This is a genomic window from Oceanospirillum sediminis (assembly GCF_014164585.1).
GTDB lineage: Bacteria > Pseudomonadota > Gammaproteobacteria > Pseudomonadales > Halomonadaceae > Oceanospirillum > Oceanospirillum sediminis.
The window spans coordinates 68,471-91,036 of record NZ_JACJFM010000010.1 but is presented as its reverse complement, the minus strand read 5'-3'; the positions used below and the strand labels follow the sequence as shown (position 1 = coordinate 91,036).

General features: G+C 47.5%; 16 protein-coding genes and 1 pseudogene. 10 read left to right on the top strand and 7 right to left on the bottom strand.

All coding sequences use genetic code 11. The features are described from left to right. The first annotated feature begins 41 nt into the window (after positions 1 to 41). Both H4O21_RS09965 and H4O21_RS09960 read left to right on the top strand, forming a co-directional pair. Entirely contained in the window at positions 42 to 1,034 is a 993-nt protein-coding gene (locus H4O21_RS09965) for an ABC transporter substrate-binding protein (protein WP_182808719.1), read from the top strand. Positions 1,035 to 1,039: 5 nt separating this feature from the next. Further along, positions 1,040 to 3,163, top strand: a complete 2,124-nt coding sequence (locus tag H4O21_RS09960) for a diguanylate cyclase domain-containing protein (protein WP_182808718.1) — start codon at positions 1,040 to 1,042, stop codon at positions 3,161 to 3,163. A gap of 88 nt (positions 3,164 to 3,251) precedes the next feature. Here H4O21_RS09960 and H4O21_RS09955 read toward each other — a convergent pair whose 3' ends face one another. After that, positions 3,252 to 4,967 (bottom strand): cation:proton antiporter domain-containing protein, encoded by a 1,716-nt coding sequence (locus tag H4O21_RS09955; protein WP_182808717.1) that lies wholly within the window; start codon positions 4,965 to 4,967, stop codon positions 3,252 to 3,254. A gap of 437 nt (positions 4,968 to 5,404) precedes the next feature. Here H4O21_RS09955 and H4O21_RS09950 point away from each other — a divergent pair, with 437 nt between their 5' ends. From H4O21_RS09950 to H4O21_RS27800, 5 genes and pseudogenes are all read left to right on the top strand, one after another. Then, complete coding sequence (locus tag H4O21_RS09950) at positions 5,405 to 6,919, top strand: alanine/glycine:cation symporter family protein (RefSeq protein WP_182808716.1); 1,515 nt, start codon at positions 5,405 to 5,407, stop codon at positions 6,917 to 6,919. Positions 6,920 to 7,196: 277 nt separating this feature from the next. After that, entirely contained in the window at positions 7,197 to 9,293 is a 2,097-nt protein-coding gene (locus H4O21_RS09945; protein ID WP_182808715.1) for a methyl-accepting chemotaxis protein, read from the top strand. Positions 9,294 to 9,653: 360 nt separating this feature from the next. Then, entirely contained in the window at positions 9,654 to 10,199 is a 546-nt protein-coding gene (locus H4O21_RS09940) for a PAS domain-containing protein (protein WP_255487239.1), read from the top strand. A gap of 19 nt (positions 10,200 to 10,218) precedes the next feature. Then, positions 10,219 to 11,259, top strand: a pseudogene (locus tag H4O21_RS26110) (methyl-accepting chemotaxis protein); the annotation flags it as partial. Continuing rightward, positions 11,233 to 11,715 carry a CZB domain-containing protein gene (locus tag H4O21_RS27800; RefSeq protein WP_440590222.1) on the top strand — a complete coding sequence of 161 codons (483 nt, stop codon included), beginning with the start codon at positions 11,233 to 11,235 and terminating at the stop codon, positions 11,713 to 11,715. The pseudogene H4O21_RS26110 and the gene H4O21_RS27800, both read left to right, overlap by 27 nt. Positions 11,716 to 11,968: 253 nt before the next feature. On the opposite strand, the gene H4O21_RS09930 is transcribed toward H4O21_RS27800, so the two are convergent. Then, entirely contained in the window at positions 11,969 to 13,141 is a 1,173-nt protein-coding gene (locus tag H4O21_RS09930; RefSeq protein WP_182808713.1) for a GGDEF domain-containing protein, read from the bottom strand. Positions 13,142 to 13,356: 215 nt separating this feature from the next. Further along, the gene (locus H4O21_RS09925; protein ID WP_182808712.1) at positions 13,357 to 13,815 is read right to left on the bottom strand and encodes an Lrp/AsnC family transcriptional regulator; all 459 of its coding nucleotides are present in this window, start codon (positions 13,813 to 13,815) and stop codon (positions 13,357 to 13,359) included. 209 nt (positions 13,816 to 14,024) lie between these two features. Between H4O21_RS09925 and H4O21_RS09920 the strand changes: the two genes are divergently transcribed. Together H4O21_RS09920 and rarD are read left to right on the top strand one after the other, a co-directional pair. Beyond that, a complete protein-coding gene (locus H4O21_RS09920; RefSeq protein WP_182808711.1) occupies positions 14,025 to 15,065 on the top strand; it encodes a hypothetical protein in 1,041 nt (346 codons plus the stop codon). Between the two features lie 22 nt (positions 15,066 to 15,087). After that, a complete protein-coding gene (gene rarD / locus H4O21_RS09915) occupies positions 15,088 to 16,008 on the top strand; it encodes an EamA family transporter RarD (protein WP_182808710.1) in 921 nt (306 codons plus the stop codon). Between the two features lie 102 nt (positions 16,009 to 16,110). Here rarD and H4O21_RS09910 read toward each other — a convergent pair whose 3' ends face one another. Beyond that, positions 16,111 to 17,028 carry a tetratricopeptide repeat protein gene (locus tag H4O21_RS09910; protein WP_182808709.1) on the bottom strand — a complete coding sequence of 306 codons (918 nt, stop codon included), beginning with the start codon at positions 17,026 to 17,028 and terminating at the stop codon, positions 16,111 to 16,113. Between the two features lie 251 nt (positions 17,029 to 17,279). After that, complete coding sequence (locus H4O21_RS09905) at positions 17,280 to 17,759, bottom strand: Lrp/AsnC family transcriptional regulator (RefSeq protein WP_182808708.1); 480 nt, start codon at positions 17,757 to 17,759, stop codon at positions 17,280 to 17,282. A 214-nt stretch (positions 17,760 to 17,973) separates the two neighbouring features. Between H4O21_RS09905 and putA the strand changes: the two genes are divergently transcribed. After that, positions 17,974 to 21,621: a bifunctional proline dehydrogenase/L-glutamate gamma-semialdehyde dehydrogenase PutA gene (gene putA / locus H4O21_RS09900; RefSeq protein ID WP_182808707.1), complete on the top strand. Its 3,648-nt coding sequence runs from the start codon at positions 17,974 to 17,976 to the stop codon at positions 21,619 to 21,621. A gap of 211 nt (positions 21,622 to 21,832) precedes the next feature. Here putA and H4O21_RS09895 read toward each other — a convergent pair whose 3' ends face one another. Continuing rightward, the gene (locus tag H4O21_RS09895; RefSeq protein WP_182808706.1) at positions 21,833 to 22,018 is read right to left on the bottom strand and encodes a hypothetical protein; all 186 of its coding nucleotides are present in this window, start codon (positions 22,016 to 22,018) and stop codon (positions 21,833 to 21,835) included. Positions 22,019 to 22,181: 163 nt separating this feature from the next. Beyond that, positions 22,182 to 22,463, bottom strand: coding sequence for a hypothetical protein (locus H4O21_RS09890; RefSeq protein WP_182808705.1), 282 nt, complete (start codon positions 22,461 to 22,463; stop codon positions 22,182 to 22,184). Positions 22,464 to 22,566: the final 103 nt, after the last annotated feature.

The following is a 22,566-nucleotide window of genomic DNA, read 5'->3' as shown; positions in this document are numbered from 1 at the left end:
TTCTGATCAAAAAGAAAAACCCATTAAATCGGGAAAACCTTATGCGGATATTCATAGCAGACCTGATCACAGCCACATTACAGTCCGGCAGATTACTGGCTGTATGTATAGCACTCTTATTGCTGAGCGCCTGCGATCAGTCAAAAGAAACATTAAAAGTCGGCTCAAATATCTGGCCAGGTTATGAGTCCCTGTATCTGGCCAGGGAAAGTGGATTTTTGGAGGGCCAGCCGATTGAACTGGTCGAACTGCCCAATGCAACTCGTGTCCTGCAGGCGTTTCAGTCTGGAGACCTGGATGTTGCAGGGTTAACACTGGATGAGTATCTGACTTTACTGGCCAGAGGGTACAAGGCAAGAGTTATCGCTATTATGGATTATTCAGAAGGTGCAGATGTACTCATCGCGAGGCCAGAAATACAATCACTGCAACAGCTTGAAGGCGCTGTTATTGTACTGGAAAAAACCGCTGTCGGAGCGATCCTGCTTCAGGGAGCGCTGGACTCAGCCAATCTGACCGTCAGCCAGGTGACGCTGAAAAATGCACCGGTCAATCAGCATGATCATCGCTGGAAAAACCCGGAAGTGGACGCCATTGTCACATTCGAGCCTGTTCGTTCCAGACTGCTTGAAGCCGGAGGAAAAGTGTTATTTGATAGTCGTCAGATTCCTGGGCGTATTGTCGACGTACTGGTCGCATCAGAAAAGAGTCTGAACAACAAATCCGGGCAAATCCGCCATCTGCTGAATGGGCATTTCCGTGCTCTGACGATGATGATGTCTGCCCCGGATAAAGCAGCAGAGATTATGTCGGTCAGACTGAAGATATCACAGGATAAGGTCTGGCAACTTTTTGACGGCCTGCATATTCCTGGATTACAGGAAAACCGTTACCTGCTTGAAAGTAATTTGCCTGACACTCTCAAGCGTACAGAAGCACTCAAACGGTTGATGCTGGAATCTGATCTGTTGAACAGAAATATTAGCCTTGATGCCAGCCTGTTTGACGCGAACTATCTTCCGGATAAGGGATAATACTTATGACCGGACATATAAAGAGTATTCCTTTATATCCCTGGCTTCCTCTGATTATCAGCCTGTTACTGGTACTGATGGTGCTGACAGATCGCTGGTTATCTTACCAGCAGGTCATGATACCCAGAGAAAAAGAGCGTCAGACCGAAATGCTGCAGCAAACCAGTAACCGCATGTGGTTACAGATCTCATCTCTGATGATGGAAGGTAATCTCGGTGCGACAGAAAACTATCTGACCAGTTTTATCGCTAATCCAGGTTTTAAAACTCTGGCGCTGATCAGTCAGGACACAATCATACAGGCAAACCGTTTTGCCCTGAAAGGCCAGAAAGTGATCAGCCTGAAGTGTTATATGGCAGACCGGATTCTTTCAATGCAGCAAGCCGATAAAGTATCCCTCTATCCTTTGTCTGATACCGAACTCTGTGTATTTATTCCAGTGTACTCATCAGATTCAGACTCGACTATCCGGCCACAGCGGGAAAACAGCTTTCTGCTGATTCGATACAGCATGCAGCCGGCCATTAATCAGCTACGAGAGGAAATCTTTCATATCAGTCACTTCTCTCGCGGTCTGTTATTTGCGCTGATTACCGGTATGCTGCTGACCTTTCTGATCAGCTATATCGTCTTGCGTCCCTTAAAAGCAGTGCGTTTGACAATGCAGCAATTCTGCCAGGGCAAACGCTACAGCCGCATTAAACTGACAGGTCGCGGGGAGTTTTCTGATCTGGGCGACAACTTCAATCAACTGCTTGATCAGCTAAGTACGGCTGAGCAGATGCTGAAAGATAGTGAACAGCGCTGGATTTATGCTTTAGATGCGGCAGGCGATGGGGTATGGGACTGGGATATCCGTACAGATAAGTTTTTTTTCTCCGCTCAGTGGAAAAAGATGCTGGGCTTTGACGACAACGAAATCGGCGATCATCCAGAAGAATGGTCTGAGCGAGTTCATCCTGACGATCTGCCTGCTGCGATGGCCGCTCTGGAAGCTCATTTACAGGGCATAACCCCGGTCTATCGAAACGAACATCGTCTGCGTTGCAAAAATGGTGAGTATAAATGGCTACTGAACAGAGGCATGGTATTTGAACGGGATGCCCAGGGCACAGCTATTCGGGTCATCGGTACTCACTCGGATATTACTGATCAGAAAAAAACTCAGAAGCAGCTACAGGAAAGTCAGCAACGTTTCGAACTGGCTATGCAGGGAGCAACTGACGGTCTGTGGGACTGGCAGATCGATCTTCATCAGGTGTATTTTTCACCTCGCTGGAAACAGATGCTGGGTTATCAGGATCACGAGCTGCAAAACGAGTTTACAACCTGGGAACATCTGGTACACAAAGAAGATATCGCTATTGCACGAAAAGAACTGCAGGACTGTATTACCGGTAAAAAAGATCATTATGAAGTTGAGTTTCGTATGCAGCACAAACAGGGAGAGTGGCTGCATATTCTGTCTCGCGCCATTGTAATCACCGGAAACAATAGCCGGGTTGAGCGTCTGGTTGGTACTCACATGGATATGACAGAAATACGCCGTGTTCAGACCCAGCTGGAACAAAGTCAGGCGCAGCTGGAAAAACTGGCATTTTATGATGCCCTGACCGGACTGCCCAACCGCAGGCTGCTGGAAGACAGATTGCAACAACAGCTGGCTTCAGTCAGAAGAAATGGTGAATTGATGGCCGTTGCCATGATGGATCTGGATGGATTTAAGCAGGTTAATGACACTCAGGGTCATGATACCGGTGATGAATTACTGAAAGAAATTGCAGAACGTCTGAATCTCTGTATCAGAGAAGTCGATACTGTGGCTCGTCTGGGTGGTGATGAATTTGTACTTATTCTGAGTAAACTACAGCACAGAGAAGATGCCGTCCCTATTCTTGAAAGAGTCCTGAACAGCGTGTCCTTACCCTGTATTCTGAAAAAAGGCTCTGCAAAAGTCAGTGCCAGTATAGGTATCAGCTTTTATCCTGCTCATGGAGAAAGCGGCGACCTGTTATTAAGACGGGCGGATATTGCAATGTACGCCTCTAAAAACAGTGGACGCAACCAGTTTAACTTTTACCAGGCATACATGGAGTATTCTGATCCGGGAGGGAAAGACCCGAGCTGATCAGATAAGAAAAATTTGACATCCCCCTCACTAAGCAGAAAAGCCGGATCATACTCCGGCTTTTCTGTCCTGGCTCAGGATAAAATAATCAGCGACGATCTGTTAACAGCGCCTGATATCCTGCATGACGCACTTCATCCAGCAAAACTTCTACTTCATGCTCCCTGTAGTTGATCATCTTCAGTGTTTCGCCCCCCAGATGCAGACTGCTTTCCATCGCTTCAGGGAATGCATGAGTAGCCCCGGCCATCTGCAGCTCATTACAGGCGTCGAGGTCTTTAGCTCTGGAGATAATAGGCACATCCGGATAATCCGTACGAATATGATGGATAGCCCTGAGAGCAGACGGCGTGTGATCAATGGTCATCACGACCAGAGAAGCTTCTCTTAAATGAGCCGCCTCCAGCAGGTGAGCATCCCCTATATCACCATAATACACCGGCATCCCCAGCTCCTGTCCTTTTGCAACATGATTAGGGTTAGTGTCAAACGCAATAAAAGGCACATCTTTCGCTTTTAACAGGGTGGCTACGGTATAGCCTACACGGCCAAAACCACCGATAACTACACGCCCCGACGTATTATCCGTCGGCAGTTCAATTTCATCGGCTTTTTTCGGCTTCACCGGCTGGCGTTTACTGGCAGCAGTATTCACTGTGTCAGCAACTTTAAGCATCAGAGGTGTCAGTGCCATAGATACCGAGATAACCCCCACCGCCAGCACAAACGTTTCATCACTGATCACCTGCAGGGCTTTAGCTGAACCAAATAAAACAAAACCAAATTCACCGCTTTGTGATAACAGCAAGGCGATTCGAACAGCTTTATCCCGATGGAAACCAAAGACCAGGCTCAGGCCGACCAACACCATAAATTTAAGGGTAATAATGACCAGAATATGCTGAACAAACAGTCCGGGCTGCTGCGCCAGTGCATCCAGGTCAATGGACATGCCAACAGCGACGAAAAACAGGCTCATCAACATGCCTTTATAAGGTTCAATCAGTGCCTGTACCTGAATTCTGTAGTTAGAACCGGACAACAGCATCCCCATAATAAAGGCTCCCAGGGCCATAGAGATACCGGCATAGTGCATCGTCCAGGCCGCCAGGAATACGGCCAGCAAAACGACCAGTAAGAACCCCTCTTTATTTCCCCTGCGAGATAACTGATCCAGAGCCACCGGAAGCACAAAGCGACCAAAGACACCAATCAGCGCCAGCATACCCAGAACCGTTGCAATCTGCTGCCATAAAGGTACTTCAGAAGATAGCTGTCCGGTGGTTGAAAGAATGGGCACAATCGCCAGCAGAGGTACAATGGCCAGATCCTGCATTAACAGAATGGCAAATGAAGCTGAACCGTGACGACTGGTAATCTCACCACTCTCCTGCAGCATCTGCAGTACCATAGCGGTTGAAGACAGCGCAAAGGTCATTCCGATCAGTAATGCCGCAGCCCAGTTGCTTTCAAAGAAAGAAAAATAACTGCCAATCACAATGCCTGACACCAGGATCTGTAACAACCCCAGCCCAAAGACCTCTCTTCGCATTGCCCAGAGCTTGGCCGGTTTCATTTCAAGCCCGATCAGAAATAGCAGCAGAACGACACCCAGCTCCGTAAAATGCCGGACATCTTCCACATTTTCTGTGACATAAGGTCCAGCTGAATAAGGACCTACCGCAATGCCGGCAACCAGAAGCCCAAGGATAGACCCGAGGCCAAAATGCTTGAATAAAGCCACAGCCAGCGAGGTGGCTATAAGCACCATCAGGGCTGAGGTAATAAAGGTTTCGAGATGCATTCGCTTGTTTCCGTTATCCTGTCTTCAATCACTCAACCTCTTCCATTGTCAGGAAGGATATGAGCCACGAGAAATCCCACTGAGTTTAAAGGGACATTGTTTTAATCAAATAGTGCAATTTTATCCCGGATAAAACCCACAAAGATATCCGGCATGAGTGTAAGCTCAGTAACTTCTTGTCTCTTTTTAATATCTTTATTTATCCGCACATGATTCCAACATCAGGCTAAAAAACTACTTTTTCGTATTACATACGGCCTAAAAATCACAAAAAAGCCCTCATTCGACATTTTTTTTATATTTTTTTTAAAAATTCAGAGTACTTTTCTGTTGACCTTTGGGTAGAATGGTCGCCGATAACAACATTAATACTTATGTCTTAGATCCTGGGCCCTGGAGATAAGGCATTCACTACCTCTTAATGGGAGGCATTTTACATGCAAGCTTTTGTCGATTTTATGAACGGCATTATCTGGAGTCCGGCACTGATTTATCTCTGCCTGGGCGCTGGCCTTTTTTATTCCATCGTTACCCGCTTTGTGCAGGTCAGATATTTTTCCGAAATGTGGCGTCTGTTGTTTTCCGGAAAAAGTTCTGACAAAGGTATTTCATCCTTCCAGGCTCTGGCTGTTTCTCTGTCCGGCCGTGTTGGTACCGGTAACATTGCCGGTGTTGCGGCAGCAATCGGCTTCGGTGGTCCTGGTGCCGTATTCTGGATGTGGGTTGTAGCCTTCCTGGGTGCTGCAACGGCTTATGCAGAATCTACTCTGGCTCAGATCTATAAAGAAGAGCAGGATGGTCAGTATCGTGGTGGTCCTGCTTACTACATTGAAAAAGCGATGGGACAGAAGTGGTATGCGGTAATCTTTGCAATCGCAACCATTGCTGCCTGTGGTCTGTTCCTGCCGGGTGTTCAGGCAAACAGTATCGGTAATGCTGTTGAAGCCGCATTCGGTCCGGGCACTATGATCGCGACCGGCTTTGGCGAGGTCAGCTCTGCCAAGATTATGACAGGTGTTGCGGTTGTACTGATTCTGGGTTTCATCATCTTCGGTGGTGTTAAGCGTATCGCTCGCTTCACTGAAGTAGTCGTACCCTTTATGGCTCTGGGCTACATCATCATCGCTTGTACCATTGTTCTGCTGAACATTGAACAGCTGCCAGGCATTATTGGCATGATCATCGGTGATGCCTTCACACCTATGGCAGGCCTGGGTGCTGCAATTGGCTGGGGTGTAAAACGTGGTGTTTACTCCAACGAAGCTGGTCAGGGTACTGGCCCTCATGCAGCCGCAGCTGCAGAAGTTCAGCATCCGGCTCAACAGGGCCTGGTTCAGGCATTCTCAGTATACATCGACACTCTGTTCGTATGTTCTGCAACAGCCTTTATGATTCTGATTACAGGCGCCTATAACGTACATGGTGCCGGTGAAGCCTTCCTGGTACAGAACGTTGCTGCAGATGCAGCTGCTAACAGTCCTATCTTCACTCAGATGGCGATTGAAAGCGTGCTGCCAGGTGTAGGTAAACCATTTGTTGCCCTGGCACTGTTCTTCTTCTCCTTCACCACTATTCTGGCTTACTACTACATTGCCGAAACCAATGTGGCTTACCTGAAGCGCTCCATGAAGCTGCCTGGCGTTATTCTGGCGCTGAAGGTTGTAATTATGGGTGCAACTTTCTACGGTGCTATCAAAACAGCTAACCTGGCATGGGCGATGGGTGACGTAGGCGTAGGTATGATGGCCTGGCTGAATATCGTAGGTATTCTGATCATCTTCTTTATGTCTAAGCCAGCGATTAAAGCACTGAAAGATTATGAGGAACAGCATAAAGCTGGTGTTACGGACTACACTTTTGATCCAGAAAAGCTGGGTATCAAAAATGCTGATTTCTGGGCGAATAAAGCACCTTCTTCGAAGCAGAATGATCGCCAGACTGAAAATGCATAATTAACGGATGATATGTTCCTTGTAACATAAGATCTGTTATCCAGAAAACCAGTATCTCTTCAGAGATGCTGGTTTTTTTTTGCCCGATTGCCTGATTGACTTATCAAGAGTCTATGAAAGAAGCCGTTAACTGGTGTACATTGATTTGTATATTTTGTAAATAATCAATAAGTGCACAAAACTTTACTGTAATAAATCTTTAACAAAACCCAGCCAATGTACGTATATGTACTAAATAATATAATCGCAATATCCCCAGAAATCAGGTGCAGTCATTATGAAAATCAAAAACAAAATTGCACTGGCCACAGGCGCTTGTCTTATTTCCTCTTCCGTGATCCTTCTGGCAGCAGTAGCCTGGAAAAATAGTGAAGTAGAACAACAGACTGAGGCTATGGTTAGCCAGGAACTGAAAGAAAAAGCCAGAGCACAGTTATCTGCACTGGCTGAAGCAGAAGCAGGTAAAACAGCTTCTGAATTGAACAGGGCTCTGTATGTCGCTAAAGCCATGAGTGATACCATGAGCAGCTTTATCGGACAAAGTGGTCAGGACACGCCCCGACACCCCTTCTACGAGTACACCAAAACCGTTATTGAGCAAAACACCAATGTTATGGGCACCTATATCGCCTGGCTGAAGAATGCCGTTGACGGTAAGGATCAGGAAAATATCGGCAAGCTTCATACCCACGATAATGGTCAGTTTGCACCCTACTGGTTCAGAAACAGTGATGGCAGCCTGGGTTATCGCGCCCTGAATATGAAAACAGTGGAAGATAATATTGCCAAGGGTAATGAAGCCGCATCAGACTGGTATTTGTGCCCTGTTCGCCAGGCAAAAACTTGCCTGGTAGAGCCCTATTCCTGGGAAGCAGGTGGACGCACGATTGTCGGCACCTCCATCACTCTGCCATTAATTGTTAATGGTAAAGTCATGGGTATGACAGGTATCGATATGGAGCTTAGCTTCCTGATCGCTCTGGCCAAAGAAGCTGATCAGTCGCTGTACAATGGTCAGGGCCAGGTACTGCTACTGAGCAATACCGGCCTGGTAGCAGCCGATTCAGATGACGTTCAGCCTCTGAGCAAAGTGTACCAGGGTTCCCAGAAAGAACAGCTATTATCTGCTATTGCCTCCGGACAGGAAAGTATTTTCCAGGCCGATGGTAAATTCTGGGCTGTACAACCCATTAAACTGCCAGGTGTTGATACCCCATGGGCTGTAGTCGTCAACCTGGATGAGGCACTGGTACTGGCCGGTGCGATTAAAACCCATGAGACCATGAAAGCTGATTTTGCCCAGAGCCTGGCCGCTCTGACTGTCATAGGACTGGTCATTGCCGTGGGCGGCATTGTGATGTTAATGATCATTGCTCATGGTATTGCAGCACCTATTCGTAAAGCGTCTGATATGATAAATCAGCTCGCTTCACAGGATGGAGACCTGACCCAGCGTTTAAATCTGGACAGGGCCGATGAAGTTGGTGACCTGGCCAGAGGTATCGACGCCTTTATCGAAAAAACCCACGGCATTGTTAAAGATATTGCGGCAGAAATGGGCAATGTTGAAGGCTCAGCCAAACGCGCGGCAGAAATATCAGACAACAGTACCCGAGGCATCGAAAAGCAGCGGGCTGAAGTCGACATGATTGCTACAGCCATTAATCAGATGGCAGCATCGGCCGGAGAGGTCGCAGAAATTGCCACAACGACTGCAACCTCATCCAGTGAAGCGAAGAGTTCTGTTGATAACAGCGCACTGAATGTGAATGAAAGTGCCCGCTCTATCAGAGCACTATCAGATCAGATCTCATCCACATCAGAACTGATGAATCAACTGGCAGAGGACAGTGACAACATCAGCCAGATTGTAGAAACAATTCAGGGTATTTCTGAACAGACTAACCTGCTGGCTCTGAATGCGGCCATCGAAGCCGCCAGGGCTGGTGAATCAGGCCGGGGGTTTGCCGTTGTTGCCGATGAAGTCAGAAACCTGGCCTCTAAAACACAGCAATCGACAGAAGAGATTCAGTCTCTGATTGATCAGTTACAGCAAAGAACCCGAACCGCCGTGTCCTCAATGAAAAAAGGCAACGAACAGTCTGATATTTGTCTGGAACTGGCCGATGAAGCATCTCAGCATCTGCAACAGGTCGTCAGTGCTATCTCTGAAATTGATAATATGACCACACAGATGGCCAGTGTCGTTGAAGAACAGAGAGCGGTAACCGAGGATATTACCCGCAATGTTGTCAATATCAGTGATGAAACCAGTCATGTCGCTGATGGAGCCACAGAAGCCAATAAGGAAAGCCAATCCCTGCTGAGTCTGGTCAGAAAGCTGGAAAACCAGCTGGGTCGTTTCCGTTACTAAAGACAGTAATATCAGGATCAATTAAACAATCGGGCTTCTTCTCTCTCACGGGAAGAAGCTCTGATTTTAAGCATCCTATTCTTCTGCAACCTCGCGTCATAAGCTATCATATACGCACGCCCCATTCACAGTTTCAGATAAGATATTATTGATATAAAATCAGTCCCTGAGCATATCGTTTATTGATTCATCTCCCCGATAAACAGAGTCGCTCCTATCGACAGAAAAATACGATTCAGATCATCAAACATCTGTATTTTCTCTATTGTTATACTCCTGATGAATGTTATTCCAGCAGGAATGTTATATGCTCTTTACCTGTTTTACTTTTGAGTAATTACTCATGAGATAAGGATTTTAATGATGCCCTCAGGCCTGTCTCCAACTTCCCGGGAAGTTCCTCTGTCTGACAACGATCTGATTGTTAGTAAGACCTGCACAAAAGGGCGTATTACATACGCAAATCGACGCTTTATGACCATTGCAGGTTATTCAGAACAGGAGCTGCTGGGAGCACCTCATAATATAATCCGACATCCGGATATGCCGAAAGGCGTCTACCGTTTTATGTGGCAAACCCTGAAAGAAGGGCGAGAATTCTTTGGCTTTGTTAAAAACCTGTGCGCTGACGGCTCTTTTTACTGGGTGTTTGCCAACGTCACTCCGGATCTGGACGATTCAGATGTGATACGAGGTTTCTACTCCGTCAGAAGAAAACCTCCGCAGACGGCCATTCGTGCCGTTGAACCCCTCTACCAGCAAATGAGAAAAATTGAAGCCTCTGGCTCCGGCTCTGCCGCTATTGATCAGTCTGTCTCCTTTTTAAAGCAGTGGCTGAAAGAGCAGGGACTGGAGTACAACACCGCTATGGTCCGTTTGTATAAAAATTATCCGCTGGCCGGATAACATCTGACCGGAAAAACCTATGTCCGTAAAAAATATTAATGAAGTCAGTCATGGCATCCCCTTTCTGCGCACCCAGTTTGTCTGGGGGACCACCATCTGTTATCTGGTTATCACTATAACTTTTATTTATTCCACCTGGCGATATGGCCTGGACCCCTGGCATGTGGCCGGAGGTACTATTGTTGCTGCCCTGATGGCATTGCAGATATTTCAGTCACTGCGCATGATTGAAATCCTGAATCGTATTCGCCTTACTCTGAAAATGAGTTCAGGGGGCACTCTGCATCACAGAATTCATAATACCAAAGGGCTTGGTGAGCTGGGTAAAGTAGCCTGGGAACTGAATGACCTTCTGGACCGGGTTGAATGCTACTTTAAAGAGGTTGATACCTGTTTCAGACAAGTTGCACAGGGTAACTTTGATCGCTTTCCTCTGGGAGCCGGATTACCTGGTCGGATGGGAGACTCTCTGGACTCCATTGAAGAATCAATACAGGCAATGAGAGAAAATGAGAAGCTGATAAACCGCAATCACTTATCTTCCCAGCTGCACAGAATGAATACAGAAAACCTGATTGCTAATCTGAAGCAAACACAACAGGACCTGAGTCGTATTGATACCAATGCCCGTCAGGTAGGAGAACAATCTGCAGAAAATGCCCATCATTCCCAACAGAGCCTGAATGCCGTTGAAGAGATTCGAAGCTCAATTAATAACATCTCCGATACTGTGCATCAGGTTGCCGATGTGGTCGCTATTCTGAGCAAAGACAGCTCCAGAGTCGCAGAGTCCTTACTGACGATTAAAGAGATTGCCGATCAGACCAGTCTGCTGGCGCTGAATGCTTCCATTGAAGCGGCCAGGGCCGGAGAGTCCGGGCGAGGCTTTGCTGTCGTGGCCGATGAAGTTAAGGCTCTGTCGCAAAGAACCAAAGAAGCAGCCGAATCAGTTGATAGCATCTTGTCAGGTTTCAGTAAGCGAGTGGCCGATGTCAATACCGTCGTTGGCCAGTCCCGCGAAATCACAGGACAGATGGAGTCGATGGTATCCGAATTTGAAGGCCAGTTTATACAGCTGGCTTCTTCATCTGAACAATCAGCCAGTAAAGTTGAAGGTATGTGTACGGTTATCTACAACTCTCTGGTTAAACTGGACCATGTTATCTTCAAACAGAATGGTTACATCGCATTGAGCGAACAGGATAAAGGGCCTGAATACCAGGCGGCTCAGACTACTCATAAAGAGTGCCGACTGGGTCACTGGTATTATGAAGGCTCAGGCCATGAGGATTTTGGCCATACCCAGGCTTATAAAGCACTGGAAGAACCCCATGCCAGAGTCCACAACTCTGTCCATAAAGCACTACAACTGGTGGATCAGAACTGGCAGGATAATCCTGACATTCGTGATGAAATCGTTGAAACCATGAAACAGGCGGAAAAAGCCAGTGAAGAAGTGATGCACTGGATCGATAATATGACTGAAGAACGCACACGGAATTTGCAACTGTCCTGATCAGCATATAGCTATCCAGGTGTTGAATCGAATTAATCCGGATATTAACGGCAATAAAAAAGGCTCTGAGTGCAGAGCCTTTTTCAGATCATAAACCAGCAGTTCCGATTAATGCCAATCCCGATAAGTTGCTGTAGGTCGGAAAAGCCGTAGGCGCCTTCCGACAATAATCAGGTATCCAGGTCAGTGTCGGATGGCGCTTCGCTTATCCAACCTACCTGAATATCAAAGAATTTATCAGTAATGGTATAAATTAACAGATCTGGTAATCACAGGGTTCCAGGAATTTCACCTCGGTGCCATCAGGGCAGATACATTTGGCACGCCCGCTTTGTTTAGCTTCATACAAGCGGCGGTCTGCACATTCAACCAGCTCTTTCCAACTGGCAGTATCATCTTCCGCCTGCTCTGCCATACCGATACTTGCCGTAACGCGTTTGCCGTTTGGCAAGGTAGCCAGCCCATTTTCCATGATACGCTGCACGACAATTTTAGCGGCATCAGCATCAGTATGCGGCAGTAGAATGACAAACTCTTCACCGCCCCAGCGTATTGCAGCATCGCCACGACGTATACTGTTCCCTAGTGCTTTCGCCGCCTGTTTAAGGATGTCATCCCCCATATCATGACCCAGGGTGTCATTAATGCTCTTAAACTTATCCAGATCAATAAAGAGCACTGAGAAGTTTGAATGCTGTAAACCTGTCGCCCGGAACAGAGACTCCATAATATCCATACCAGCCCGGCGAGTCAGCAGCTTAGTCAGGCCATCATAGCTGGCTTTGACTGTCTGAGAAATCAGATAACGTACCTGCTGTAACGATGAGAACATGGAAACCCCAAGGATCACCATCAACAGCCACATCTGAACCAGCAGCATCGTGATATCGCTGCTATCAGCCCGATACAAACCTACACAGGACAACCCTCCCAGCACCAGTGACAATACAGAGAACTCTTTCAGCGTCAGCGGGAAAAGGGCCAGGGATGCAATCACGACATATGGCAGCAGACCATAAAGATGAATCAGAATATCTGCGATGCCGGTCAGTTCAGACTTTTCAATCAGAGGCGTACTGAACTGATAAAAAAGTGTCGGCACCATCAACATTACGACCAGACAGGTCAGAGCACGTTTGGTGCCTATCTTCAGTTTTTTAGTTACAAATGCCAGGGCCAGGAAGATCCCCCCTGATATCAGGCGCATGACCATAAACTGCATAGACACTTCGGCAGGCAGAAATATCAGATCCAGTATCCCCCATACCGGAACCAGTACAGCAAACACCAGAGCAAATGGATAAATACGGCTGGATATCAGTTCTGATCTGTGTTGCCGGATAATATCCTGGTGCTCTTTAGCACTGATCAGGTCAGCAAACTGTTCCTTAGAGTTAACCCCGAAGAGCTGATAAATAGAAAACATGACTTTCCCCGGTCAATTATTATGTGCAGACATCTGACGGTCAGAAGCTTGCTATTGGGTCATATGCAATGGAATTCAGCCCTCCAATGTATCCGGGTTAAGCTCTGTAACAAAGCGTGGCCTGCCATTGGTTTACTTTCTTTTGTCCTGTATCAACACTTTCTTCCGTATCACGGGTTCCTGCCTACCGGACAGAATACGACATCATAATAGAATTACAGTTCAACAGACGTTGTGAATTTTTCCCGTCGCAATGAAATCAGAGAACGGAATTTTCTCAGGTTCGGATTACTGGATAATTCCCGGCGGGCAAACGCTTCATAGGCTTGCATATCGGGTACCAGCACCACCAGAACAAAATCAACTTCCCCGGTTACCTGATAACACTGAGTCACTTCAGGTGACGCATGCATTTTGCGGGTAAATGCGTCATAAACATCCTGCTGATCCCTGTCCATCTCTATCTCAACCAGTACATTAATTTTATGGCCAACCACATCAGGATTGATAATCGACACATCGGCAGTAATGACGCCGCTTTCCCTGAGCTTTCTGACCCGCTTCAGGCATGCCGGAGGAGATAGTCCTACCCGCTCAGCCAGAGCCTGATTAGTTATACGATTATCCTGCTGCAAAAGATTAAGTATGCGTTTATCCGTACGATCCAACACCATAATTTAATTTTATTTCCTAGGTAATAGTATTTTTTTTCAAAAATTAATTTCTATTAAAAATAAAAAAATTATTCCCATATAAAACATAGTATAAAGAAATCATGTAATCTTAATCAGGAGTACACTTCTTTCTCACCTTATTATATTGACCTCCTCTCAGATGCTGAACAGAGTATCCGGCACCTGAAATGATATTCCGGAAAAACAGAATGTCTTTATCGCTGACACAATTTTATCGCCAGACAATACCTTCGCTTCTGAAAGAGATCTGGTCCGTTTACTGGACACTGGTCAAGCTGATGGTGCCCGTGATTATCCTGGTCAAAGTACTGGAAGAACTGGGGGCTATTCCGGTTATCAGCCAGTTTCTTGAACCTATGATGAGCTGGGTCGGCCTGCCTGAGTCAATGGGACTGGTCTGGACCACTACCCTGCTGACTAATATTTATGCAGGTATGCTGTTGTTTTTCCAGCTGGCTCCGGAGGCTAACCTGACGGTTGCTCAGGTTACAGTACTGGGAGGCATGTTATTAATCGCCCATGGATTACCGGTTGAAGTGCGTATTGTCCAGCAAGCCGGTGTACGCCTGGTAGCTGCTTTTCTGATTCGCTTTATCGGTGCTCTGATCTATGGTGCTGTACTGTTCTGGCTCTATCAGGCATTGGGCTGGCTACAGGAACCTGCTGAACTGGTCTGGCAGCCTGAAGTTCAGAACCCTGATCTGGTTCAGTGGTGCTGGCAGCAGCTGGAAAGCTTTGTCATGATCCTGCTGGTGATTACCGCTCTGATCTGTCTGCTGCGTTTCTTGCGCTGGATCCACGTTGAACGCCTGATGATCTGGTTGTTACAACCGGTACTGAAACTACTGGGCATCAGCCCGGCAGCAACCAGTCTGACCATCGTAGGGGTCACTCTCGGACTGTCTTTTGGCGGCGGTCTGCTAATCCAGGAAGCCAGAGCCGGGCATATCAAACGGAAAGATATCTTTTCCGCCATGTTATTACTGGCTCTGTGTCACAGCATGATTGAAGATACCTTGCTGGTACTGCTGATGGGGGCCGATATATCAGGAGTACTCTGGTTCAGACTGATATTTTCTCTGGTAGCCGTTGCTGTACTGACCCGGTTATTGAACCTGTGCAGTGATCAGTTCTGGGAGAAATACCTGATTTATCCGGTCAGCCCGGATCAGCGTTCCTCCTGCAAAGACACAACACAGACTCAGCACTCAGATCCGGCTCAGGCCTGATTTAAGAGGGAGCAAATAAGATATGATACAGAACACCTCTGAACAGGATATCCGCACAGGTATCTGGTATGCACTGGCAGCTTATGGCTTATGGGGGCTGGCACCGGTTTACTTCAAATGGCTGGATGGTGTCGCAGCAACAGAAATACTGATTCATCGAGTGATCTGGTCTGTTGCAGTGCTGGTTGTATTATTGGCCGTGATGGGCAGCTGGTCAGCGATTCGAACAGTTTTCCGACAGCCAAAGGTGCTGGCAGGTCTGACGCTGAGTGCAGCCATCATCTCTATTAACTGGCTGACGTTTATCTGGGCCGTTGGACAGGGTCGTATTCTGGAAAGTAGTCTGGGTTACTTTATGAATCCTCTGGTCAGTATTTTTCTGGGTATGATCTTCTTATCCGAGCGTTTACGCCCCTGGCAATGGCTCGCCATTTTTCTGGCCGGAGCAGGCGTCGCCTGGCAACTGATACTTCATGGCAGTCTGCCCTGGGTTGCTCTGGTACTGGCCTTCAGCTTTGGTTTTTATGGTCTGCTCAGAAAACAGATTCCGGTGGATGCGATTTCAGGGTTGTTTATCGAAACAGTCATTATGTTTCCGGCAGCAATCATCTGGTTGCTCTGGTTACTGGATAGTCAGCAGTTAAGCTTTGGCCATACGGATCTGGAGACGGATCTGCTGCTAATGGCTGCCGGTCTGGTCACTAGCATACCCTTACTGTTTTTTGCCGGGGCAGCCCGCCGTCTGAGTCTGACGCTGGTAGGCTTCATTCAGTACATGGCACCCAGTATCACTTTTTTACTGGCTGTTCTGGTCTATGGCGAAGACCTGGGGGAAGGTAAACTGGCCACTTTCGTCCTGATCTGGCTGGCTTTGCTGGTATTCACAATGGAAGGGGCTATACAAAAACGCAGGCGCAACCGGTTGGCACAGAGTTCATGCTGACCCTTCAACGCACAACGCAGTCCCGGTAAAACCAGGAAAAAGTAAAAAGGAGGACAAATGTCCTCCTGTTTATCGCGTTATATTGTGCTTATTCAGATTGTCTCAGGAGTCATCAGCATTACCAGGTAATGACTCCCTGGGTTCATTAAGCACCATTTCCAACTGATTTTCGTAACGCTTCTGGGCTTTAGAATATTCTTTACATGCCTTCTGATAATTATTTTCACAGGCTTTTTTATACCACTGCAACGAAGCTGAAAAATTGGGTTTACGCTTAGGATAATGCTCATAAAGCACAGCCAGATTATACTGCGCTACGACATTACCCCGGTCAGCAACCTTCTGCAGCCAGTTCGATGCCTCCTGTAAGTCCGCACTGACACCTAAACCGTAGTAATACATATAAGCCAGCGACAACTCTGCTTTTTCATGGCTCTGCTTAGCTGCAGCTTTATACCATTTAAACGCACGCCTGTAGTTCTGATTCGCTTCCGGGCCATCTTCCAGAATACGGCCTAGCTCATACTGGGCATCAGCATGATTTTTTTCTGCTGCTTTCAGTAACCAGTTACTGGCTTTTCTCAGATTAATGCCATGACCCAGGCCATTTTTATACATATAACCCAGCTGATATTCTGCCTGGGGCAACCCGGCTTCTGCAGCCTTTTTTATCCAGCTAAAAGCCTGAACCCTATTAGACGGTGTCCCTGTGCCATTAAAATAAGCCATGCCAAATTGATACCAGGCCTCCGGCAAATCATAATCCGCTGCTTTCTGATACCAGAAAAAAGCTTTTCTCGGATTAGCTTCGTCACCTTTACCCTCTTTATACAGATTACCAACCATAATCTGAGAGCGAGCATCTCCGGACTCAGCGGATCTGAGGAACTGGTTCAGGGCATGAGTAAAAAATTCCTGTTCATAAAACTCCATCCCCTTATCAAAAGACGCCAGACTAAGAGATGAATGTACGCACAGAGGTATTGCAGAAATCAGAATGAGTGTTTTCACGGAAGGCATTGTCACCCCGGATTTGGCTGACTGTGAATTCATGCACATGCTAACAAAAAGATACAATTCAGACTATGGGTATTCGCCCTGGTATTTTATCAGATTGTATCGTAATTTAGTCTTACATTAAGTAAGCCCACATCCTTGTTACAGTGCGTCTGTGTTCTGTAGTCTGTGTAAAAAAAAGATAAGCCATTGCCTGATTGCATCAGAGAATATCCCCATCTCCACAGATCAATGGCTTAAGTAATAGCAAAAAATTATGAACCTTCAAGCAGATGAGATTCGATATCTTTCACACTTTCCATAACAGCATAGGTACTGGTCTGCTGCACATAGGGTAAGGCAGATATGTGTTCTCCCAGTACCTGTCGATACGCCTCCATACCCGACGTCCTGACCTTAAGCAGATAATCAAAGCCTGCTGCAATCATATGGCATTGCTCTACTTCAGGTATCTGCCTTACCGCCTCATTAAAAGCATCCAGAGCCTTACTTCGGGTATCTGCAAGCTTTACCTGCACAAATGCAATGTGGTTTTCTCCTAGCCGGGTTTGATTGACCAGAGCTACATAGCCCAGAATATAGCCCTGATCTTCCAGTTTTTTCATTCTCAGCTGGCAGGGAGTCTTTGACAGACCGACTCTGGAAGCTAATTCTGTAATAGTCAGCCGGGCATTTTTCTGCAGTTCCCGCAGGATGGCATGATCAATACGGTCCAGCTCTTCTTTTTTAGTCATAAAACAAACAGTTATCCAGGTTAGAATCTGGCCTGAAAACCAGAACAGGGAAATTGGCTACAGCAATATTGATTTTAGCCAAAAATCTCTGAATTTATCAGCAAAAAATAGCCTATAGTTATTTTATTAAATAAAAATCAGAGAAAAAGGCTAAAAGCTCATCGTTAAAATAATCACCAGAGAAGAAGATCAATCAAAGATTAAAGGTGTCGCAATGACGGTAACTAACACTACAACAAACGCCGCGGTAAAACCGACCAGCGAGATTCGCAACCTGATTCAGGCTAACTACCTGGCAGATGAAGAACAGAGCATCCGCACTCTGATTGCTAACGCAGGCCTGTCTGAACAGACTCGTCAGGCTATCGCCAGTGAAGCGGCAGATCTGATTCGTCAGGTACGCTCTGATGCAGAGCCTTCAATGATGGAAAAGTTCCTGGCTGAGTACGGACTGAGTACAAAAGAAGGTATTGCTCTGATGTGTCTGGCCGAGGCTCTTTTGCGTGTACCCGATGCCGACACTATTGATGACCTGATTGAAGACAAAATTGTTCCTGGCAAATGGCAGGAACATCTGGGGCAGTCTGAATCAGCACTAATTAACACCTCGACCTGGGGCCTGATGGTCACCGGTAAACTGATTGCTCCTGCTGATGCAGGGGGCCTGACCAGTACGCTGCGAGGTATGATCAAGCGCCTGGGTGAACCCGTCGTACGTACCGCCGTTAAACAGGCTATGAAAGAGCTGGGCCGTCAGTTTGTACTGGGTCGAACCATTGAAGAAGCAACAAAACGAGCAGAAAAGGAAGAAGCCAGAGGCTACAGCTACTCCTATGATATGCTGGGCGAAGCAGCGCGTACCGATAAAGACGCTCTTTACTATCATGACGCTTATGCTCAGGCGATCAAATCACTGAAACCCGCCTGTACCCATGACGATATCCGCAAGAATCCGGGCATTTCTGTCAAATTGTCCGCCCTGTTTCCTCGTTATGAGTTTGGCCAGCGTGACGCTGTACTGAGCACTATGACCAAACGAACAGTTGAACTGGCAATGATGGCTAAAGAAGCCAATATGGGCTTTAACATTGATGCCGAAGAAGCGGATCGTCTGGATCTGTCGCTGGATGTTATAGAAGCGGTACTATCCAGGCCTGAACTGGCAGGCTGGGATGGTTTTGGTGTAGTAGTACAGGCTTTTGGCCACCGCGCATCATATGTACTGGACTGGTTGTACGCTCTGGCCAGTCAGCTGGATCGAAAGATCATGGTACGTCTGGTGAAAGGCGCTTACTGGGACGCTGAAATTAAACGCGCCCAGGTGATGGGATTGGATGGCTTCCCGGTATTTACTCGTAAAGTGAACACCGATGTATCCTATATCTCCTGTGCCACTAAACTGTTGAAGATGACAGACCGCATCTATCCTCAGTTCGCCACTCACAACGCGCACTCTGTCGCCGCTATTATGAATCTGGCCGATGACCTGGATAAATTTGAATTCCAGCGTCTGCACGGTATGGGCGAATCCCTGCATGATGTTGTGGTTCAGGGTAAGAAAGTCCGTTGTCGTATCTATGCTCCGGTCGGCCCACATAAAGATCTGCTGGCTTACCTGGTACGTCGTCTGCTGGAAAATGGCGCCAACAGTTCTTTTGTGAACCAGATTGTGGATAAGAGCATCGCTCCTGAACAGATTGCTCGTGATCCTTTCACTATCGCACTGGAAAATAGTTCTATTGCGAATCCATCCATTACCCGTGCCGCCGACATATACGGTGAAAAACGCCGCAATGCTAAAGGCTGGGATATTACCGATGTGGTGACCGTTGAACAGCTGGATCAGGCACGTGATCAGTTCCTGAACCATCAGTGGCAAGCCGGTCCTATGATTGCAGGTACCCCTGTCGGTACTGAGAAAAAGACCGTCATCAACCCGGCTAATCATGATGATCAGGTGGGTATCGTGACGGAATCATCACCCGCTGATATTGAAACAGCTATCGCAGCGGCTAAATCAGGTCAACCAGCATGGGCCGCTCTGCCAGTAGATGAACGGGCCGCCCGCATCCGTAAATTTGCTGATCTGATGGAAGATAACGCCGCCGAGCTGTTTGCTCTGGCCACCCGTGAAGCAGGTAAAACTCTGCTGGACGGTATTGCGGAGATCCGCGAAGCGGTAGACTTTGCCCTGTATTATCCCGATGAAGCGGAACTGCATGACCAGGATGGCGAAGCCCGTGGCGTGATCACCTGTATCTCTCCCTGGAACTTCCCACTGGCGATCTTTGCCGGTCAGATCTGTGCAGCACTGGCTGCCGGTAATGCCGTACTGGCTAAACCTGCCGAGCAGACCACACTGATGGCCGCCCGTGCCGTTGAGCTGATGCATCAGGCCGGTATACCGAAAGATGCGATTCAGCTACTGCCAGGCACAGGCGCTATCGTCGGTGCAGCCCTGACTTCTGACAGTCGCATTGATGGCGTCTGCTTTACTGGCTCCACGCCAACCGCTCAGTATATTAACCGCGCTATGGCTGACAATATGGCTCCCGATGCACCACTGATCGCTGAAACCGGTGGTATGAATGCCATGATCGTGGATTCGACGGCCCTGCCTGAGCAGGTCGTTCGCGATATTCTGGCATCAGCCTTCCAGAGCGCTGGCCAGCGTTGTTCTGCTTTGCGGGTACTGTATCTGCAGAAAGATATCGCAGAACACACTCTGGAGATGCTGTATGGTGCGATGGAAGAGCTGACCGTGGGTAACCCCTGGTTGCTGAGTACTGATATCGGCCCTGTGATTGATGAGCTGGCCCGCACTAAGATCATGAATCACGTCAATGCCTTTACTGAAAAGGGGCGCTGCCTGAAAACCTTCGATGTACCAGGTAACGGCACCTTTGTACCACCGACCGTACTGCGTCTGGACAGTATTAAAGAGCTGGAAGAAGAAATCTTTGGCCCGATCCTGCATGTCTGCACCTTCGAAGCCAGCGAACTGGATCAGGTAATTGACGATATAAACAGTCGTGGTTATGGCCTGACATTCGGTCTGCATACCCGTATGGATACCCGTATCGACCATGTCACCAGCCGCATTAAAGTAGGCAACTGTTACGTCAACCGCAACCAGATTGGCGCTATTGTCGGATCTCAGCCCTTTGGTGGTGAAGGCTTATCCGGCACTGGCCCTAAAGCCGGTGGCCCTCTGTACCTGCGCCGCTTTAAACAGATTGCACCGGTATCCGCTGTTGCCACTCAGGAGGGTGAATCCATCAGTCTGAACACACTGCAGAATCTGGTAGACAGCGTTAAAGCACAATCAGTCGCTGATAAACCAGTCATACTGGCCCAGCTGAATCAGCTAATGCCTGAATTCTGTGAACGTCTGGATAATCCGGCTCTGCTGAGTGTTCGTGAAATGCCAGGACCAACCGGTGAACTGAACCGCCTGAGCTGTCATGGCCGGGGGCTTATTCTGTGCCTGGGTCCGGATCTGAATGCTGTCAGCCGCCAGATTGCGATAGCACTGGCTCAGGGTAATAAAGTTGTCGCTGTTGCGCCGGGCGTTAAACTGGTTGTGGATAAACTGGCTGCTGCCGGACTGCCGGTTGTCGGTGCAGAAGGCATCATTGACGCGGAGGTACTGGCTCAGATACAGGGAATAGAAGCGGTATCCAGTGTTGCTCAGGCTGGTGTGCTTAAAGCCTATCGTCAGGCACTGGCCCGTCGTGATGGTCTTCTGATGCCGTTGCTGACTGAACTGAACCTGCCAGAACGTTTTGTGCATGAACGTCATCTGTGTGTGGATACCACCGCAGCCGGAGGTAATGCCAGTCTGATTGCATCAACGAAGTAATCACGCTATCCGGAACAATCCACTGATGCGGGTTGTTCTGTCTGTACCGGAATCAGGCTTGTCCCGCCAGATTCCGGGGTCTGTTTACTGAATACGGATAAGATATTTTGTCCGGATCAGATAGACAGCGCCCTTCATCAGGGCTTTTGCTATGTCTTAGAGAGCGACACGGCCATAAATAAAACAGCCCCCATAGTCAGGGGGCACTGTTTTACAGGTGGTACAGATTACTCCGGCCTGACCTTTTCCGGGTCAGGCTTTTTTTCATCTGCAACATATTACTGGCAATACGTGCCCCTTTTACTTTCAGGTCTTGCTGAAATTCCATCATACAGACCTCCAGCTCAAGCGAGCGGCTGAAATCAGCTTGCCTCATAATATTAAGATTCCTTTTCATCAGCTTGTCCTTTTTATCAGTCCATCGGACCTTACTGCTCATATTCTGTGGGGTAAAAGTGAACAGCAGAGGGAATCATCCAGTACCTGGATAATAAAAAGTAAGCATGATATGTGCCAGACTATAGCGACGAGAACCCGCCGCCATAGCTTATAAAGAGGTATTACTGAGGTGTTTTTTCTGCTGAATCCTGCTTTTTTTCCAGGCTGATTTGTAACTGCTTGATATGCTCCGACAAAAGCTTTCTCCGCCGTTCAATTTTTTGCTGTATCTCGATCATCGTAGCTTCCAGCTCGTCACAACGGGATCTGGCATTATTTAAACGATCAATATGGGACTGAGATATCATAGATCTGCTCTCCATTACCGGAAGTAACACAGTGTAACCGTCTCCGGATATATTCTGGGGCATATTGCCCAGTAAGCCCTGATCCGAACAATTCATTATCTTTTCTGCCTTATTAAGGTAGCTGCAAAATACCTGTTAGACATCACTTAATTAGACAGCTCATATAAAAATAAGGACTTATTTGACCTGCATCAAATAA